The 18,346-nt window shown below is 47.5% G+C and carries 14 protein-coding genes; 12 read left to right on the plus strand and 2 right to left on the minus strand.

Annotated elements, in window-relative coordinates; translation table 11 throughout:
- The first annotated feature begins 55 nt into the window (after positions 1 to 55).
- From M1D71_RS04830 to M1D71_RS04850, 5 genes are all read left to right on the plus strand, one after another.
- Positions 56 to 1,042: a phosphate/phosphite/phosphonate ABC transporter substrate-binding protein gene (locus tag M1D71_RS04830; protein ID WP_458125488.1), complete on the plus strand. Its 987-nt coding sequence runs from the start codon at positions 56 to 58 to the stop codon at positions 1,040 to 1,042.
- 178 nt (positions 1,043 to 1,220) lie between these two features.
- The gene (phnC, locus tag M1D71_RS04835; RefSeq protein ID WP_458125489.1) at positions 1,221 to 2,018 is read left to right on the plus strand and encodes a phosphonate ABC transporter ATP-binding protein; all 798 of its coding nucleotides are present in this window, start codon (positions 1,221 to 1,223) and stop codon (positions 2,016 to 2,018) included.
- The gene (gene phnE, locus M1D71_RS04840; protein WP_458125490.1) at positions 2,015 to 2,866 is read left to right on the plus strand and encodes a phosphonate ABC transporter, permease protein PhnE; all 852 of its coding nucleotides are present in this window, start codon (positions 2,015 to 2,017) and stop codon (positions 2,864 to 2,866) included. Before phnC ends, phnE (M1D71_RS04840) begins: the two co-directional genes overlap by 4 nt.
- The gene (gene phnE, locus M1D71_RS04845; protein ID WP_139331943.1) at positions 2,863 to 3,669 is read left to right on the plus strand and encodes a phosphonate ABC transporter, permease protein PhnE; all 807 of its coding nucleotides are present in this window, start codon (positions 2,863 to 2,865) and stop codon (positions 3,667 to 3,669) included. Before phnE (M1D71_RS04840) ends, phnE (M1D71_RS04845) begins: the two co-directional genes overlap by 4 nt.
- 299 nt (positions 3,670 to 3,968) lie before the next feature.
- Positions 3,969 to 4,229, plus strand: coding sequence for a hypothetical protein (locus tag M1D71_RS04850; RefSeq protein ID WP_458125491.1), 261 nt, complete (start codon positions 3,969 to 3,971; stop codon positions 4,227 to 4,229).
- Between the two features lie 495 nt (positions 4,230 to 4,724).
- Here M1D71_RS04850 and M1D71_RS04855 read toward each other — a convergent pair whose 3' ends face one another.
- Together M1D71_RS04855 and M1D71_RS04860 are read right to left on the minus strand one after the other, a co-directional pair.
- Positions 4,725 to 7,511 carry a DUF5689 domain-containing protein gene (locus tag M1D71_RS04855; protein WP_458127163.1) on the minus strand — a complete coding sequence of 929 codons (2,787 nt, stop codon included), beginning with the start codon at positions 7,509 to 7,511 and terminating at the stop codon, positions 4,725 to 4,727.
- Between the two features lie 222 nt (positions 7,512 to 7,733).
- Positions 7,734 to 8,210: an RNA polymerase sigma factor gene (locus M1D71_RS04860; protein WP_458125492.1), complete on the minus strand. Its 477-nt coding sequence runs from the start codon at positions 8,208 to 8,210 to the stop codon at positions 7,734 to 7,736.
- Between the two features lie 210 nt (positions 8,211 to 8,420).
- Here M1D71_RS04860 and M1D71_RS04865 point away from each other — a divergent pair, with 210 nt between their 5' ends.
- From M1D71_RS04865 to M1D71_RS04895, 7 genes are all read left to right on the plus strand, one after another.
- On the plus strand, positions 8,421 to 9,134 hold the full coding sequence (locus M1D71_RS04865; RefSeq protein WP_458125493.1) for a response regulator transcription factor: 714 nt from the start codon (positions 8,421 to 8,423) through the stop codon (positions 9,132 to 9,134).
- Positions 9,131 to 10,597, plus strand: a complete 1,467-nt coding sequence (locus M1D71_RS04870; protein WP_458125494.1) for a sensor histidine kinase — start codon at positions 9,131 to 9,133, stop codon at positions 10,595 to 10,597. The genes M1D71_RS04865 and M1D71_RS04870 overlap by 4 nt, the downstream gene beginning before the upstream one ends.
- Positions 10,594 to 11,751 carry a hypothetical protein gene (locus tag M1D71_RS04875; protein WP_458125495.1) on the plus strand — a complete coding sequence of 386 codons (1,158 nt, stop codon included), beginning with the start codon at positions 10,594 to 10,596 and terminating at the stop codon, positions 11,749 to 11,751. The genes M1D71_RS04870 and M1D71_RS04875 overlap by 4 nt, the downstream gene beginning before the upstream one ends.
- 203 nt (positions 11,752 to 11,954) lie before the next feature.
- Entirely contained in the window at positions 11,955 to 12,638 is a 684-nt protein-coding gene (locus tag M1D71_RS04880) for an ABC transporter ATP-binding protein (RefSeq protein WP_458125496.1), read from the plus strand.
- Between the two features lie 18 nt (positions 12,639 to 12,656).
- On the plus strand, positions 12,657 to 14,027 hold the full coding sequence (locus M1D71_RS04885) for an ABC transporter permease (RefSeq protein ID WP_458125497.1): 1,371 nt from the start codon (positions 12,657 to 12,659) through the stop codon (positions 14,025 to 14,027).
- A gap of 28 nt (positions 14,028 to 14,055) precedes the next feature.
- Positions 14,056 to 15,150, plus strand: a complete 1,095-nt coding sequence (locus M1D71_RS04890; protein ID WP_458125498.1) for an efflux RND transporter periplasmic adaptor subunit — start codon at positions 14,056 to 14,058, stop codon at positions 15,148 to 15,150.
- A 519-nt stretch (positions 15,151 to 15,669) separates the two neighbouring features.
- Positions 15,670 to 18,114: a glycoside hydrolase family 6 protein gene (locus M1D71_RS04895; protein ID WP_458125499.1), complete on the plus strand. Its 2,445-nt coding sequence runs from the start codon at positions 15,670 to 15,672 to the stop codon at positions 18,112 to 18,114.
- Positions 18,115 to 18,346: the final 232 nt, after the last annotated feature.

Genomic DNA, 18,346 nt, shown 5'->3' on the forward strand with positions numbered 1-18,346 from the left:
TGGCAACTATAGTAGATAAGTACTGAAAAATAGAAACTCTTTGGAGGGTGTTCGTTTGAAGAAGTCTGCTTTATTTTTACCATTGTTGATTTTGGTTATGTTTCTGAGTGCTTGTGGGTCTAGTAGTACAACTGGTTCGGGTAACGGGGATAATGCGAGTTCCAATGCATCCGGTACGTCTACGACAGAGACAGAGACAGAGAAAGCTGTCGAAGGTTATGTGCCGACTGAACTGACAGTTCAATTCGTACCTTCCCAGAATGCAGACACGCTAGAAGCTAAAGCAAAACCGCTTGAGAAGTTGCTTGGTGACAAACTGGGCATTCCGGTAAAAGTCAGCGTATCCACCGACTACAACACGATTATTGAAGCAATGGCTTCCAACAAAGTGGACGTTGGTTTCTTGCCTCCAACAGCTTATGTACTGGCAAAAGAAAAAGGCGCTGCACAAGTTATTTTGCAAGCACAACGTTTTGGTGTAAATGATGAGACAGGTGCTCCAACGGAAGAGTTGGCGGATTCTTATAAATCCATGTTTATTGTGAAAAAAGATTCTCCGATTCAATCCATCGAAGAACTTAAAGGTAAAAAGGTTGCTTACCAAAACGTAACGTCTTCCGCAGGTTATGTATGGCCAGCAGGTCTGTTGCTGGACAGAGGCATTGATCCATTGAAAGATGTATCACCTGTAACGTTGAAAGGTCATGACCAAGGTGTTATCGCTGTATTGAACGGTGACGTTGACGCAGCAGCTATTTTCCAAGATGCCCGCAATACGGTAGCTAAAGACTATCCGACTGTATTTGAAGATACACGTGTACTGGCGTTCACTGAGCCTATTCCTAACGATACCATCGCCGTTCGTACAGACATGAATGCTGATTGGACTGCGAAGATCAAACAAGCCTTCATCGATATCGGTAAAGATACTGAAGGTCACCAGATCATCAAAGAAATCTATACGCATGAAGGTTATGTAGAGTCCGATGATAGCAAGTTCGAGATCGTTCGTCAGTATGGCGAAAAAGTGAAAGGTGAGTAATTTAGATCCAAAAGTAGTTTGGGATCTGTTCACTTTGTAGTAGCTCTCTTGGATGGGAACAGCTTAATCGTAGCAATGGACAGGCCAGTTCAGCGTGATCTACGCTGCGCTGGCTTGTGCCATTATAGCAAGGACTTAGGTATGTATGATCATTAAGAATGAAAGAAGGATTATTGCCATGATTGAGCTTCATAACGTTACCAAAACTTACGCTAACGGCACTAAGGGCCTGGATAATATTAATCTGAAATTTGAGGAGGGTGAATTCATTGCTGTAGTGGGTCTGTCCGGTGCGGGTAAATCAACCCTCCTGCGCTCCATTAACCGACTGCACGACATTAGTGAGGGCGAGATTCTGATTAACGGAAGCTCCATAACGAAGGCGCAGGGCAAACGGCTGCGCATGATCAGACGTGACATCGGCATGATCTTCCAGAGCTTCAATCTCGTGAAACGATCCAGTGTACTCCGTAATGTACTCGCTGGACGAGTTGGATACCATTCCACCATGCGTACCATTCTCGGGCGTTTTCCAAAAGAGGATATTGAGCTGGCATTCACTGCGCTAGATCGGGTTAACATCTCCGAGAAAGCCTATTCCCGTGCAGATCAGCTGTCCGGTGGACAACAACAGCGTGTGGCTATTGCTCGTGTACTGGCACAGGAAGCAAAAATCATTCTGGCCGACGAACCGGTTGCTTCACTTGACCCGCTTACAACGAAGCAGGTTATGGATGACCTGAAACGTATTAATCAGGAGCTTGGTATTACGACCATCGTCAACCTTCACTTTATTGATCTGGCCAGAGAGTATGCGACCCGTATTGTCGGATTGCGAGCAGGTGAGGTGGTCTTCGACGGCCCGGTGGAAGAGGCGACGGATGAGCGCTTTGCAGAAATATACGGCAGGCCGATTCTGGCTGACGAATTGCTGGACAAGCATGCTGTGCATGAGCAGGGAGAAGTTGTGGTATGAAGGGGCAGTCCAACGTTCCACTTCAGAATTCAGGCGGAGTGAGGAAGGAACCTGGTTCCAGCCCGGCTCAGGTTGTAAATCGCCCGAAACCGCCTGGGCGTACGAAACATCTGCTCACCTTAGTTATCATTCTGCTTCTTCTGTGGGCCAGTGCGAAGCAGACCGATGCCAGCTTCACGGAGTTGTTTGAAGGTTTTCCTAACATGCTGGACCTGCTGAAGGACATGTTCCCACCCCGGTGGAGTTACTTTGATAATATCGTTCAAGGCATGCTGGAAACGATACGGATGGCCCTGATTGGGACTACCATTGGTGCGATTATTGCCATTCCAGTCTCGATCATCTGTGCCGGTAACTTGATGCCGAGTCGCTGGATCTACTATCCGGCACGCTTTCTGCTGAACCTGATTCGGACCGTGCCGGATCTGCTGCTTGCTGCTTTGTTCGTCGCTGTGTTTGGTCTGGGACCTATTCCCGGAATCCTGGCACTGGCTGTGTTCTCCGTAGGTCTGATTGCAAAGCTGACATATGAGACGCTGGAAACCATTGATCAGGGGCCGCTGGAAGCGATGACGGCTGTCGGTATGAACCGGATTCAGCTGATTATGTATGGCGTGGTGCCGCAATTGGCTGCCCAGTTCACATCCTATGTGCTGTATGCCTTCGAAATTAATATACGTGCTGCTGCCATTCTGGGATTGGTGGGAGCCGGAGGGATTGGACTCTACTATGAGGCTACACTTGGATTCCTGGAGTATGACAAGACCAGCGTAATCATTCTGTTTACCCTCGTCATCGTTCTGGTCATTGATTATGTAAGTACTAAGCTGCGGGAGAAATTGCTATGATGAAAAATGAAACAAGCCGCATTCGGCCTAAACCACGGAAGAACCCGCTACGCTGGGTTATTGTGTTACTCCTGATCCTTGTGTATGCCTGGGCCCTTGCTGGTGTACCGTTTACTGGTTTCAAGGAAACCGCCGCTCAGATTATGAAGGCCATTGTAGCCGGGATTTTCTCACCGGATTGGGATTTTGTATATCTGCCTGAGGGAGAAGACTTGCTGCGAGGTCTACTGGACACGTTGGCAATCTCGGTACTAGGTACTGTAATCTCGGCAGTACTTTGTATCCCGTTTGCATTTTGGTCTGCCCGCAATATGAGTGGACATCGCTCTATCTCGGGTGCAGGCAAAATGGTACTCAGCTTCATCCGTACGTTCCCCGAGATTATCATGGCTTTGATGTTCATCAAGGCAGTAGGTCCCGGATCGTTCGCAGGGGTACTCGCCCTCGGATTGCACTCCATCGGCATGTTAGGCAAATTGTACGCCGATGAAGTTGAAAATATCGACTATGGCCCATCTGAGGCGCTGCTTGCCTCCGGAGCCAATCGGATGCAGCAGTTGTGGTTCGCCATCCTGCCGCAGGTTATGCCTGGCTTCCTGAACTATACGTTGTATCGTTTCGAGATTAACGTACGTTCCGCAACCATACTGGGTGTAATCGGAGCAGGGGGGATTGGTACTCCGCTGATCTTCGCACTGAGCACACGGAACTGGCCGCGAGTAGGTATAATCCTGCTGGGTATTATCGTGATGATCACGATCATCGATCTGATCTCGGGTTATATTCGTAAGAAGCTGGTGTAGAGTTAATGTGGAGCTACAAATATATTAGATGATAGAGTAAGAGGAGAGGGCTATTCGGTGCCAGAATATTGGCAGGGATAGTCTTTTTTGGTGTCTGCAAATAAACAACGGTGCGTTCTTGTTGCTTAGCTAACCGTTGAGGAATAAGAGGGTTCAAAGAATATGTATAAAGATGATTGAATTATTTTCCAAATCCATGTAAGATTAATATGTTTCTATATAAAGGGAATTAAGGATATTAATCAATACTCCTCATCGATACCAATATAAGAAGTGAGTTTTTAAAAGGAAGGTGACCTATGGAATTATTTCAATATATATGGGTTGGGTTTATGATATTCCTATTACTGTACAGAATGATCTTTCAGAAGTTTAAAAAACATAACAGAGAAAATATTGGGCTCAGTGCAATCCTGATTATTTTCACGGGAAGCAGTTATACGTTTATACACATGAACTTAATTTTTGTCATTAGTGTCATCGCCGTGGCCGCTTATTCGGCTGTATGGAACAGCATTCTATTTGTTAGAAATGGGTATGAGCCGGAACGTTTGAAATGAACCCGTTCTGCATCGTCGTTAAGGAATTTAAACATTGTAACCTTGCAGGAACTGGGCTAACGAACCTGAGAGTCCTTATTTTGCCTCATAAGGCATCACTGGAATTCTAACGAATCGTAGTCACGTTATATGTTGCGTTTTGTACGATTTAATCCTTTGGCAACTGAAATGTAGTTAAATAGCGATACTGAGGTTCGTTAGATTCTAGAACTTGGCCAAAATGGCTGAATAAGATCTGTCAGGTTCGTTAGCGCCTAGGAAGTGCAGCAATTTGGAAAGGCTGAAGCGGCATCACTATCAATAGTGTCACAAGTGTCTACTTTCTGGACATAAGTCCTACATACACGATCGTCAAAAAAACGTGACCACTTCACCCGTTTTACCGACATGTGTGCTTTCAACTAAAAAACCGAAACCATGTTGCCCTGTGAATCAGGCAATGTTGGTTTCGGTTTTTTATATGCTTCGTTAAACGTTAGGCTTCTTTACTGAGACTTAGCTAGCCAAAGGCAATGCTTTGGTCACTTGTACCGTAATCGTCTCTGTGCTGGTTACGCCTGCGGCGTTGATCAGCTCAGCACGGTACGTGTACGTTCCGTTAGCGCGACCCGACAGTTCAGTTGTAGCACTTTGAGAAGCAGGTGTTGCCGCGTTCAACGCTTGTGTATCGATCAATACATCATTCTCATAAAGGCGATACTCAGTTGCGTTCGTACCCCACCAGAGGTTCATGGACACGTTGTAGTTACCGTCACCATCCCAGTTGTTTTGGGACAACGTAGCTTTGCCTGGAGCGGCATTGGTTACTTGTACCGTCAGCACGTCGCTGCGTGTTGTGCCTTTGTCATTGGTCAGCTCGGCTACATAAGTATATGTGCCGTTGGCTTTACCTGTAATGGCGGTTTTGGAGGACTGAGCCGATGGTGAAGCCGCAGTCAACTTCTGCGTATCGATCAGAACACCGTTCTCATACAGTTTGTACTCGGAACCATTTTCGCCCCACCAGAGGTTCATGCTTACGTTATACGAACCTTCGTACAGGCCTGTGGTATAACCATTATCAGAAGAAAGCACCGGTTTACCCGGTGCCCCCGCAGCTGGAGTGGAAGGCACTTCGCCTCCACCTTGATCTTCAGCAGGTACAAAATCATTCAAACTTCTTGGTTTCAATTGATATACATCTTTGAAAATAGCGGAAATGCCTGTGATACTGATCTTGTCCCCTGCAACATAAGGGAAGGAAGTATCTGTCACACCTGTACGTGTATCTACACGGATATGTGTGCTCGTTCCGTCTGCTGCTACCGCGTCGAATTCAAATGATCCAACCGGTGCAGCGCTGATGATATTCTCGATCGTTACATCCTTCAGTTGAACCAGTTGACCTTGGTTCGCATCTGTAATTGCTGTAACTTCGATTGGAGCAGGTATGGAAGCAGTACCTGTTTTCTCAATCGCAACGATATCGGTAAGCTCGAATTCGCTGTTATAGATGGTTGTTGCTGCCGTTACTTTAACCTTGTCACCAGCATGGAAGCCACTGGTATGCTGGAACACGTAGATTCCGGCAGTTTCATCTTGAAGATAGAAGGCTTGTCCACCAAATGCACCCGGCTCTGTCGTCACAACACCTTCAATAGTTACGGTAGTGCCAACCGCTTTGGTGCGTGCTTCAGCAACGGTAATAGCTGCTGGAATCGGGCCTTCTTCTTCCGGAAGCTGTTCAGCTGGCACATTGCCCACGGTCACGGCATTGGTGATCAGGTTGCTACCGTTTAGACGCAGACGCAAGCTGGCAGCGCCAGTTGTACCTGGTTTGATGCGGACGTTCAGATCTTTGATCGCGCGACCTTTGCTGTCCGAGGTTACGCTGAATGTGGAGCTATACCCGTACGAAGTCGGCCAAGTGCCACTTTCATTCTGGATCATGGCGACCTGTGTTCCACCAGTCAGATAGATACCGGCACTATAACCGGATACGGTTGTGTTGGGTGGCATGTTTTCCACAACCACACGAACCTGGAAGTCTTCTGCATTTGGAAGAGTATCCTGTTTGACGAAGCTGTAGGCAGCGTTCGCACTGGATGCAGGGCCACCGTAAGAACCAGCTTTGAACGTGGAACGATCGTACCACTTGTATCCGGCAGCAGGTGCGGACCAAGGTTCAGCCTGTGGTTCTGTGGAAGCAGCCGGCTCTTCGAATGGCAACAGCGCTGTAGCTGTGTCCAGTTCAAGTCCGTTCACTTCAGTCAGGCTTGTGTAGTTCTCTTGCGTTGCGAGCCAGTTCACGGTATTTACGAGCAACACCGCATCATCGGCTTCTTTAAAACCGTCATAAGTCGTTTTGCGTGTGCCAGTCTCTTCACGCAAGTATTTTGGAGATGCATCTTCTACTGGAGAGGAGTCGCCGATGAAAGCAGCCTTACCTGCACCCAGCTTGGATACGGCTACGTAAGGACCTTCTTCGATCCCGCCACCGTTGTAGACGCCTTGGTCCACCGCGTTATTCCATTTTGCGTTGGTTTTTGGCAGGTACACAATGCCTTTTGCTTTTTCCGGATCGGTGATCGCGAGTGTTGAACCGGCGTGCATGGCTACAGCCGATACGCCTTCTGTGATGCCGAAGGCTTGATCTGCCGGTACGACGATATTAGCGTTGATATCGCCAAGTGCGTTATAGCGGAATCGTACGCCGAAGTTATCGGACAACCAGTCCGTGCTAGTTACATTTTGCATGGCTTCCGAGTTACGCTCATCTGTGCTCATACCTTTGGCTGGATCTTCAAAAGCTCCCCGACGGAAGCCGTTGATGACTTCAGAGCCATCCCAGCGGTTTTTGTTACGGTCGGCATTATAGTGATCTCCAACGAAGAAGATACTGCCGCCAGTTTCAACATATTGTTTCAGTGCTGCCTGTTCGGATGCTTTGAAAGGAATTTGAGGCTCTGCAATAACGAATACGTTATACTCTTTCAGATCATCATAGGTAAATGGTGTCGTCTTGCGAAGTTCTTTGACGTAATAACCATCATTCGCGAGTGCATTACCAAAGTCGGAGAAACCTCCATCAATGACCCAGTCTGCAGCTCCAGCCGTCTGGCCGTGAGAGTTGTCGAACAGTACTTTCTTCCCTGCATTTTGGTTCACAACCTTCGCCTGGATGAACGGTGCCGGGTCTGTCGGCCCTTCCGCATGAACCGATGCATCTCCGTTCCATAATCCGATCTGAAGCGGCAAAGCCATGGACAATGCCAGGAGTGATTTTAAAAATACTCCTCGCATACCTGTTAATTTACCCAACCAAATCCCTCCCAAATATTAGTTGATTCATGAGTTCGTCCATATTCTACCACATGAAAATCTCACATAGTCATAACAATGTGTAAAAATTAACTCGATATTTGTAAAATGGGGTCTTTTGACATATCCATAGGTATTTCGGTCTGGCTTCATTTAATTAATCTGCCATCGCATATCGATTTTGCGTAAACAAAAAGCCATCTCTTATGAGATGACTTTGGCCCGAATTCGATTGACGGCATGGAAGACAGAGGATTTAATCATACCTTCACTGCGATTTACCAGCTCTGCTGTCTCCTTGATGGAGTATCCGTCGATGAGACGCAGCTCTAATATTTTACGATGTTCGCTGTTGTTAATATGGGAGACAAGATCATGAACGCCTTCATTAATTTCAAGGTGGGGTGTATCGAAGTGATGGGTAGGTACCTCCAGACGACTGTCGCGTCTCAGTGTACGGGTCCGCCTGCGGAAACTGTCCATCGCAAGGTTACGGGCAATGCGTTTGAGATAATAGAGAAGCCGATCTTCAGGGATATCCACGGTAACGTTCATTAGTCGAATGAAACAATCCTGAGCCAGATCTTCTGCGTCTTGCGGTTGTTTGACGATATGGGATAGATACCTTGTGATTTCTGATTTATAGTTGATATAAGCTTCATTAATTCGTGTGCTGTTCATATGATGTGAATCCCCCTTGGATACAGATCAGGCTTGGGTCCGGTCTGGTATGAGTCTCTATCATCCAAGTATATCAGGAGGTTGTTTCCAAACGGTTCAGAGTTGTATCGGAGTTGTAACATTTCGTGCTTCCCTCTATTCAAGCATACGGCTTGGGATACAAAATATAGGCAGATGAAATTCATAGAGCAGGGAGATTATGAGGGTATCATGAGACAAAAAGAGATTTTAATTATTGAGGACGAGGAGTCCATTCGCGATATTTTGTCCTATTCGTTACGTAAAGAAGGATTCGGGATCAAGGAAGCAGCTACGGGTAAAGAGGGGCTGAATCTGCTTCGGGATTCGAAGCCGGATCTGATCCTGCTGGATCTGATGCTGCCAGACATGAGTGGTTTTGATGTGTGCAGACAACTATCTGTGAACTCCAAGATACCCGTCATCATGATCACCGCCAAGTCAGACATGCTGGATAAAGTACTTGGCATGGAACTGGGGGCGGATGACTATATCACGAAGCCGTTTGATATCCGTGAGGTGGTTGCGCGCATTCGGGCTATCTTTCGCCGGATTGATCTCATCAGCGAGACACTGGAGAATCAGTCCTATGAGGTGGTAAGGCTCGGCAAACATATTGAGATCCGCAAGGATGAACGGGAAGTGTGGAAGGACGGGAAACGGGCAGGACTCACAAATAAGGAATATGATCTATTGTTATTTCTCGTGACCCACCACCGTAAGGTGCATACCCGTTCTGAACTGCTGGATAAGGTGTGGGGATTTGATTTTGCAGGGGATACCCGAACCGTGGACATTCATGTACAACGGATTCGCAAGAAATTGGATAGTGGTGTGCAAGGCATTTCGATGATCGAAACCGTATTTGGTGTGGGGTACAAGCTGAATATTCAGGTTCAGACATGAAGTGGACGATCCAGTTCAAAATGGTGGTGCTGTTCTCGGTTATTGTCTTTATCGGATTCTCGGCTCTGCTGATTCTCTCCAATAAGGTAGCTCAAGAGAATATGTACCGGGAAGTGCACGAGGACATGGTGCAATCGAAGAAAAACCTGGATATCGCACTGAATCAGTACTTCCTGATTCAAAATAAACGTATGAGCACAGACTCGCTCGAAGCGGGAAACCGCGAGTTAGCGGAGCAGATTGGTTCAGCCGTTGGCGGGAACATTACGGTGTATCGTCCGGATGCTTCTCCATACGGCTCAGCTGGTAGCGGGGTTAACGTCACTAAGCGAATTGACAACCCTGATGTAAAAGAAGCCATGCAATCCCGCATTGCGTACACCACTGTAGTAGATAACGGCCGAGTCACCGCCAGTCTGTCTTTCCCACTCCAGAGAGATCAACAGCTCATTGGCATTGTGCAATTGGAGAAGGATTACACCGATCTGTACAAGCGTAACCTCCGTTTCCAGAATACGATCAAGCTGTTTGCAGCTGCTATTTTCGTATTTGTGTTTATCGCATCGATCTTTATTTCCCGGAAAATCACACAACCCATTCGTGTACTCACGAAACGGTCTGCGGAAGTGGCTCAGGGGAGTCTGAATGCAGATATTGAGATTACAACGAAGGATGAGATTGGTGAACTGGCTTCAAGCTTCACTATCATGATTGATCGGGTTCGGGAGCAGATTGATCTGATTGAACGGGAACGGGATGAAGGGAAGCAAGTGCAGGCGCGAAGTAAGGCCTTTTTTGACAATGTGACGCATGAATTGAAGACACCACTAACGACGATTCTGGGATATGCCCAGATTTTGCGGGATAACGGATTTACCGATCAGGACTTCTTTGACAAAGGCATGAATTATATTATCAAAGAAAGCCAGCGTCTCAACACGATGGTTGCGGATATTCTGGAGGTGTCGGTCTCGTCTGCGGTCATTCAGGCGTACCGATTTGAACGTATAGATGTATCGGACATCATTCGCGAAGCTTGTGAGGACATGTCGATTAAGGCAGGCAAGTACAATATAGGCATCCATTATGAGCTGGAAGAGTATCTGTATCTTCAGGGAGATCGTGACAAGCTTAAGGAGGTATTCCTCAACGTCTTGGACAACTCGGTCAAATACAGTGATGTGAATTCGATTATTGAAGTACAATCCTTCCGGTTGGCTGATGTCATAGCTATCGTAATTCGTGATCAGGGGGAGGGGATTGGAGAAGATGCACTCCAACATGTATTCGAACCTTTTTACCAGGATAAAGGAATGAACAGAGCTGAGAAAGGAAGTGCTGGACTGGGCTTGTCTATTGTGAAGAACATCGTTGAACGTCACGGAGGAACAGTGGAGATGAAGAGTATCATGCGTCAAGGGACACAAGTATATATCAGTCTTCCGGGGGACATGAACGCATGAGACATCCTGGATTTTGGCGTAAAAACCGTGACAGGTTGATACTTTCAGGGCTGTTGATCGCATTTGTCGGGGGATTCTTCGGGATTGGCAGCCTGTTCAGTATCGGAAATCTCAAACCACGAACCGTAATTTTGCCAAGTGAGCAATTCAACAGCCGTCTGGCGCCGCCACCGAGCAGTACAATCCAGATCGAGTCAGCTACCAAGATTCCGAATGATTTTGCTATTTATGACTTTGACGTGGCTGATCGAAATACGCTTGTCGTTAATGGTCCGGAGCTTTCGTATTCTGGCCTGAAACTGTCCCTGCTGTATCTGGATGATAATCATGTCAAAGATATCGGAGGCAATACGGATTATGGGGTTGTGCTGAGTCCAGACCGAAAGAAGCTGATCTACTCCCAATATCGTGCGGGTCAGACACAGAGGACCACGTTCGAGTATGGTATCCAGAGTGGAGAACGTCGCAAGCTTGGGAATGATAACTCATATTACAAACAATATGTTGGCAATGACACATACATTGGTCAGGATGATCTCACATTCGGGCAGACGGATCTGAGTACAGGCAAGAGACGTGTGTTATTCACACATAAAGAGTTAATGACCTCGGTGACAGGTAAAAGTGAGGCGAATAATCCGAGTGACACGTTCATTATTATGGATGTGTTCGAAGTCAGTCCGGATCGGAAACAGGTATATATATTGGTTATGTTGAAGGACACATTCGCAATCTACCGCATATCTCTGGATAAGGATCGTGAAGTGAAGGCGTATATGATGATGAATGACATACAGCAATTCAGGCCACTGAAGAATGGGGATATGATCATTCAGGGAGAAGTCGATTATGTACAGGGATTGTATCGGTACCGTGCCGAGCAAGATCAGCTCACTCTACTGGTAAAGGGGACATTCTGGAACTTTGACCTGGATGGAGATGAATCCCGGATCGCTTACGTTCTCTCGATGGAGAATAAGAAGAATGAAATGCATATCGCTTACCTGAATGACGGCAAGTTGTCGTCCGATACGGTAATCTACCGCAATATGGATAACTTCATCAAGCTGAAATGGAATGACGATGAACTATTTGCTGTAGCCAGCACAACGGATAAAAGTGAGATGTACCGCTTTAGTTTCAGAGCTTGGTAAGCTACGGAAGGTATACAAATATAGGACCTTGGTCTGGATGGAGCTGGCGATAGCTACTCTGCGGACAAGGCCTTTTTTGTTTTGACATTTTACAAGTTGGATACAACTCCGGCCAGCCCGGATACATCTCCACCCTATAATAAAAGGGAATGTGCGACGCGAATCCATACATATTCAGCAAGTAGAAAGGAAGACATGTAGCAATGCTTCAAGTTGAACAATTATCCCACTCGTTCCGGAATGCACAGGGAACTGTTCCAGTGCTTCATGATATCAACCTGTCGATAGGTGAAGGCAAGATGGTCGCCCTGCTGGGCAGTTCGGGTTCAGGCAAATCCACACTGCTGAATCTGATGGCGGGACTGATGAAACCGGATCAGGGCAAGATTCTAATCGCGGGACAAGATATTGTACGTTTCAGCGAGAACCGTCTGGCTGAGTTCAGGCGCAGTCACATCGGGTTTATTTTTCAATCCTATGAGCTGCTGTCTAACCTTACGATCCGGGAAAATGTAGAGTTACCTTTGGTGTTTATGGGCATAAGCCCTTCGAAACGCAAAGCAAAAGCACTAAAGCTGTTGGAGCAGGTTGGACTGGGTGAAAAAGCAAACTTGTTCCCGTCTCAGTTGTCGGGCGGTCAACAACAACGTGTCAGTATTGCACGCTCGCTCATTACCGAACCCTCGGTTATCTTCGCAGATGAGCCGACGGGAAATTTGGATACCGAGACGGAGGAAGAGATTATTGCGATTTTGCAGCAGCTTAACCGGGATATGAATACAACCTTCGTCATTGTGACACATGAAGCAGAGGTCGCCGAGCAGATGCAGGTCGTGCTTACCCTGCAACATGGAATATTGGTTGAAGAGGCTGTAAGGGAAGTTTGAGGTAAAAGGAGAGGAATTGTGAGAATACGGGATGTAGCGCGTATGGCATGGGGACAGATCATTCGCAGGAAGATGGTCACACTGCTGTGTATGATGGGTCTGTCGATCGGCTCTGCCGCCATGATCATTGCACTTAGTGTGGGGCAGTCCGTACAGACATATAGCGAGAGAACATTAAACGATAATTACAAGATGGATGAGATTACGATTACGCCCAATGAAGGCATTCGTACGGGCAACGGCAAGGGGAGCGGTCAGACATCGAAGTTTGAACGGGGCGCGTTGACGCTGGAAAAGATTCAGATTATCCAAAGGCTTCCCCATGTGGCTGCCGTGGCTCCCATGTTAAAGCTGGATTCGCTGGAAATGGTGCTTCCAGATGGTCGCAGTACTTATGTTGAAGTCATTGGTACACAGCTTGAGACCCTGGGCGGGTTTGGATACAAGTATGCTGAGGGACGTGGTGCGGAAGAGGGTCGTATGGCGGTGACCAGTTATGGGACCGCATTCGGACTCGTAGACCCCAAAGTAACTCAGAAGTTATTCGAACAATTGAATGCTGATCCATATAACAATGCGCTTTTGGAAGAGTATATGGCGATTGCATCGAAGCAGGATCAGCTCGTCCAGCAGCATGTTCAGTTTCGATATGAAGACTTTGTGAATGCAGGCAAAACCAAAATGAGCGGCTCCATACGTGTATCTGGAGAATTAATGAAGCCTTCCAATATGGATGATATGACTGCTCAGGGTGACAAAAAAGTATATCTGCCGCTCGATACAGCTCGCGCTTTGCAGGATGAGCTCGGGTTACAACAGGCAGACAGTACCGCGGCCAAGCATCTCAACTCGGCTCTGGTCAAGGTAGAGGATAAACGCTATGTACCCCAGGTTGAAGAACAGATCCAAAAGTTGACGTTAAACACACAGAGTAATCTGTTCCAGGAGGAAGCGATGGCAGGCCAACTGGCGATGTACCAAAAAGCAGCATTGGGCATCGGTGGTTTTATCATGTTGCTGGCTTCGTTGTCCATTATTGTGGCAATGATCATGTCTACGCATCAGCGGCGTAAGCAAATTGGAGTAATGAAGGTGCTGGGTGCGAATCTGTGGCAGATCCGCCAGATGTTTATTACGGAAGCAGCCATGCTTGGACTGATGGGTGGCGTGGCGGGTGTAGGGATTGCCTTTGCTGCCCTCGGCGGGGTGAACAGTCTGCTCGCGAGTCAGATGGCAGACCAGGTGAATGGTCCGATGACCGTAGTTATTCAGCAGTCCGCTCTGCCGCTGGGCATCGTTTTTGCTGTGCTGGTCGGTATTGTATCGGGGATCTATCCGGCAATCAGCGCATCCCGGACCAATGCATTAACGGTGATCAAATCGATGTAATTTTATCAGCGAAAGGGAAAATGGGCACATGAAGAAATGGATTAAAATCATCATTACGGTGGTACTTTTGGCAGGTGTGGGGTACTGGTTATATGAAAAGTACAAGCCAAAACCGGAGGCACCTGTCGAAATCCCGCCCCCGATTACCTTTGATGTCACACAGGAAACGATGACGCAAACGATTCAGGTGAAAGGGAAATCCGTATACACCGATCAGACCGATATCTTCGCTCCGTATGCATCCAACATCAAGCAATGGCATGTGAAAAGTGGTGAGCAGGTGAACAAAGGCGATGTCCTGTTTACCCTCGACACGTCCGCGTTACAAACGGAAGTAGAGCAGTTGCAGAGCGATCTGGAGAAAGCTCAACTGGAAAATAAGATGAATCAGGTTAGCCTGGATCAGGCGAATATGAGCGAGTCGCTTGGCGTGACGGAAGAAGAGCGCAAGAAGGCATTTGCAGACCGGGAGGGCAAACGCCTGACGAATGAATTGAATCAAAAAGCGCTGGTCCTTAAGGAGAAGGAAATACAGAAAAAACAGGCAGTGATGAGCAAGTCTGTTGTGTATGCTTCGGCTTCCGGTATATTTCAGATGAATGAAGAGGACAGTAAGACACGTGCGGTGACGGAAGGACAGCTAATCGGGTCCATAACAAATATCAGCAAACTGAAATTTATGACGATTGTTGGCGAGGAAGAAATGTTCAGGCTCAAGGTGGGAATGCCAGTTAAGGTGGGAATGCCAGTTAAGGTGCGAATGACAGCGCAGAAAGACCTGCAATTCACCGGGAAGGTGAGTAAAGTGTCCAAATTCGCCCGGAAGAGTACGGATACGGACCTCAAGCAGGCTTCCCAGTTTGACGTGGTCATTGATCTGAAGCCGGATGCCAGAATGTACGGAGGCGTGAGTCTGGAAGGGGATATCGAGACAACGCGGAAGGACAAAGTTACGGTTGTGTCCAGCTTGGCGATCATGCGGGATCAGACTGAACCCTATGTATTGTTGGACAAAGGGAATGGACAGACAGAGCCATTGACGATTCAAGCTGGAATGGAGTCAGGGGACAAGACGGAAGTGGTTCGTGGATTAAAACCCGGAGATATCGTTGTTCTGCCTTAGAAGAGGTGCAGTTCGACCTTGTTCAACATCAGGTTCATTGTGGCATTGTGCCAGGATGAGCCTTTTGTGTCGTTTGGGGCAAGGGATGTTCAGATTCCTGCTTAGAATATGGAAATAAATATAATTAAATTTATATAATTCAATTTACAGTAATATTTACATGTCGTATAATCAGTACATAAGGAGGTGAACACCGAACATCATGACCGTAGATGGTAGGCGAAAGCCTTTTTTTAAATCACTCAAAGAAAGCGCTTACCAAGTTAGAGAGTTGGATATTCCGTAATCCTTTTTCACACTTCTTCATGTCTAACACACGTTCAATCACACCCACTACATTACACTCACATGGTTCGACCCCACACACGGTATGTTCACTCAAGATTCCAACTACACAACCAATTCTTCTGGAGGCGATACAACCAACTCATCCTAACGTTCTCTTCGTGCTAAGCATCATAATGACACAGAGGATCAGACATGAGTACAACCCAATCTAACTAAAGGAAAGGTGGAACTATGAAGACTAAATTGAAAACCAAATCGAGAAGTAAGAAGATCCTGCGCAAAGGTGTAAAGCAAATGCTGGCAGCAACGCTGCTCGCGGCGGGGATTTTCCCAGGAATGTCTCCAGGTCTGACTCAGGCGGCTGAAGCACATGTGGATAATCCATTTGTGGGAGCCACGGCTTATCTGAACCAGGACTATTCGGCACTCGTGGATACGTCCATTGCGCTGACCAATGATACATCGCTGAAGGCGCAGATGGAGACGGTCAAATCGTATCCAACAGCAGTGTGGATTGACCGTATTGCTGCGATCTATGGCGGTGCAGACAACGCTGGGCGCAAAAGCGTAGAGCAGCATCTCGATGCCGTTCTCGCTCAAAAGAAACCTGGCACACCCATAACCGCTTCATTCGTTATCTATAACCTGCCAGGTCGGGATTGTCATGCACTTGCATCCAATGGTGAACTTCCACTAACACAGGCTGCGCTGCAGACCTACAAAACGGATTATATTGATGTGATCGCAGATATTTTCGCAGATCCGAAATATCAGGATATTCGTATTGTAGCGATCATTGAGCCGGACAGTCTGCCTAACCTTGTGACCAATCTGAGTACTCCCGCTTGTGCGCAAGCCAGCTCAACAGGCATCTATGAAGCTGGGGTCAAGTATGCACTGGACAAGCTGCATGCCATCCCCAATGTGTACAACTACCTGGATATCGGCCACTCCGGCTGGCTCGGATGGGACAACAACCGTAGCGGTGCGATTGCCCTGTATACTGACGTGGTAAATGATACAGCAGCAGGTCTGAACAGTGCGGATGGATTCATCACGAACACTGCGAATACGACGCCTATCCATGAACCGAATCTGCCTAATCCGGATCTGAATATTGGTGGACAACCAATCCGATCCTCCGATTATTATGAATGGAACCCGTACTTTGACGAGACGGATTTCACTGCAGCGCTCTATTCCGGATTTGTACAAGCAGGATGGCCAAGCAGCACGGGCTTCCTGATCGATACCAGCCGTAATGGATGGGGTGGGGTAGACCGTCCAACATCCGCGACAGGAAGTAATATCAATGCCTATGTGAATTCTGGCAGGGTCGACAAACGGGCCCATCGTGGCAACTGGTGCAACAACAGTGGAGCAGGTATTGGTGAAGCACCTAAAGCAGCTCCGGGACCTGCACACCTGGACGCTTATGTATGGGTGAAACCTCCGGGTGAATCCGATGGCTCCAGCTCCGAAATTCCGAACAACGAAGGCAAAGGCTTCGACCGGATGTGTGATCCGACCTTCACCACTCGGGATGGCGTATTAACAGGCGCGTTGCCTAATGCTCCGGTGTCGGGTCACTGGTTCCATGATCAATTCGTGACATTGGTAAAGAACTCATTCCCTGTGCTGCCTGCAAGTGACGGCGGAGGTAATCCTCCGGGCGGCACAACAGCTCCGGCAGCACCAGCAGCTGTGACGGCTTCTGCTGGTAATGCCCAAGTCTCCTTGACGTGGACTGCTTCCGCAGGAGCAACGAGTTATAGTGTGAAGCGGGCATTGAGTGCATCAGGTCCGTTCACAACGATTGCTGCCAATGTGAGTGGAACGTCTTACAGCAATACAGGCTTGATCAATGGCACAACCTATTATTATGTGGTCACGGCAACGAATGCAGTAGGTGAAAGTGTCAACTCAGCAACAGCAACAGCTACGCCGGTTGCAGGTGTAACTGCACCAGCTGCACCGACTGCTCTTACAGCAACCGCAGGCAATGCTCAGGTGAGTCTGACGTGGACTGCTTCTGCAGGTGCGACAAGCTATAATGTGAAACGGGCGCTCAGTGCATCAGGTCCGTTCACAACGATTGCAGCGAATGTGAGTGGTACATCCTACACGAACACTTCCCTGACGAACGGAACAACGTATCATTATGTGGTAAGTGCGGTGAATACAGCAGGGCAAAGTGCCAATTCTGCTGTAGCTTCCGCGACACCTCAAAGTGTCGTTGTGCCGACCAGTGATCTTGTTGTGCAATACCGTGCCGGAGATACTAATGCTCTGGATAGCCAGATCAAGCCGTATTTCAACATCAAAAACCTGGGCAGTACTGCTGTGAATCTGAGTGACTTGAAGATCCGTTATTACTTCTCTAAAGAAGGCTCGGCTGCGATGGATTCTGCCATCGATTACGCTCAAGTTGGCGGAGCCAATATCCAGCGTACCTTCACAGACTCGTATGTGGAGTTGAGCTTCACATCTGGCGCTGGCAGTATTCAAGCTGGCGGAGAGACTGGGGACATCCAGCTTCGCATGTACAAAACAGACTGGTCCAACTTTGACGAGAGTAATGACTACTCCTTCGATCCAACCAAAACATCCTATCAGGATTGGAACAAGGTAACACTCTATCAAGGTGGAAACCTGGTGTGGGGTATTGAGCCTTAAACTTTACTCGTAATTGTCTTAACCGCAATCCTCCGTATGTTAGAGGATTGCGGTTTTTTGCTATTCATTACAAGAGTCATTCACGATTGAAATTCTTGATTAACTGAGAACGTAGTGAAGGGGACGAAATCGATTCTGCAAGTACTTATTACCCAAATGACTCCTAAAAACACTGATTATTGATCGTTTTAGACGGATATTTGCCTAGGGTCTGACAGGCAGGATGTCTATA

This window comes from Paenibacillus sp. Z3-2 (assembly GCF_054161325.1).

What these genes read in the sequence shown, in the direction of transcription:
- M1D71_RS04860 (WP_458125492.1), bottom strand. Translation starts at nt 8,210, where the DNA reads ATGAACAGCACACGAATTAATGAAGCTTATATCAACTATAAATCAGAA.
- phnE (WP_458125490.1), top strand. Translation starts at nt 2,015, where the DNA reads ATGAAGGGGCAGTCCAACGTTCCACTTCAGAATTCAGGCGGAGTGAGG.
- M1D71_RS04875 (WP_458125495.1), top strand. Translation starts at nt 10,594, where the DNA reads ATGAGACATCCTGGATTTTGGCGTAAAAACCGTGACAGGTTGATACTT.
- M1D71_RS04850 (WP_458125491.1), top strand. Translation starts at nt 3,969, where the DNA reads ATGGAATTATTTCAATATATATGGGTTGGGTTTATGATATTCCTATTA.
- M1D71_RS04895 (WP_458125499.1), top strand. Translation starts at nt 15,670, where the DNA reads ATGAAGACTAAATTGAAAACCAAATCGAGAAGTAAGAAGATCCTGCGC.
- M1D71_RS04855 (WP_458127163.1), bottom strand. Translation starts at nt 7,511, where the DNA reads ATGCGAGGAGTATTTTTAAAATCACTCCTGGCATTGTCCATGGCTTTG.
- phnC (WP_458125489.1), top strand. Translation starts at nt 1,221, where the DNA reads ATGATTGAGCTTCATAACGTTACCAAAACTTACGCTAACGGCACTAAG.
- M1D71_RS04880 (WP_458125496.1), top strand. Translation starts at nt 11,955, where the DNA reads ATGCTTCAAGTTGAACAATTATCCCACTCGTTCCGGAATGCACAGGGA.
- phnE (WP_139331943.1), top strand. Translation starts at nt 2,863, where the DNA reads ATGATGAAAAATGAAACAAGCCGCATTCGGCCTAAACCACGGAAGAAC.
- M1D71_RS04865 (WP_458125493.1), top strand. Translation starts at nt 8,421, where the DNA reads ATGAGACAAAAAGAGATTTTAATTATTGAGGACGAGGAGTCCATTCGC.
- M1D71_RS04890 (WP_458125498.1), top strand. Translation starts at nt 14,056, where the DNA reads ATGAAGAAATGGATTAAAATCATCATTACGGTGGTACTTTTGGCAGGT.
- M1D71_RS04870 (WP_458125494.1), top strand. Translation starts at nt 9,131, where the DNA reads ATGAAGTGGACGATCCAGTTCAAAATGGTGGTGCTGTTCTCGGTTATT.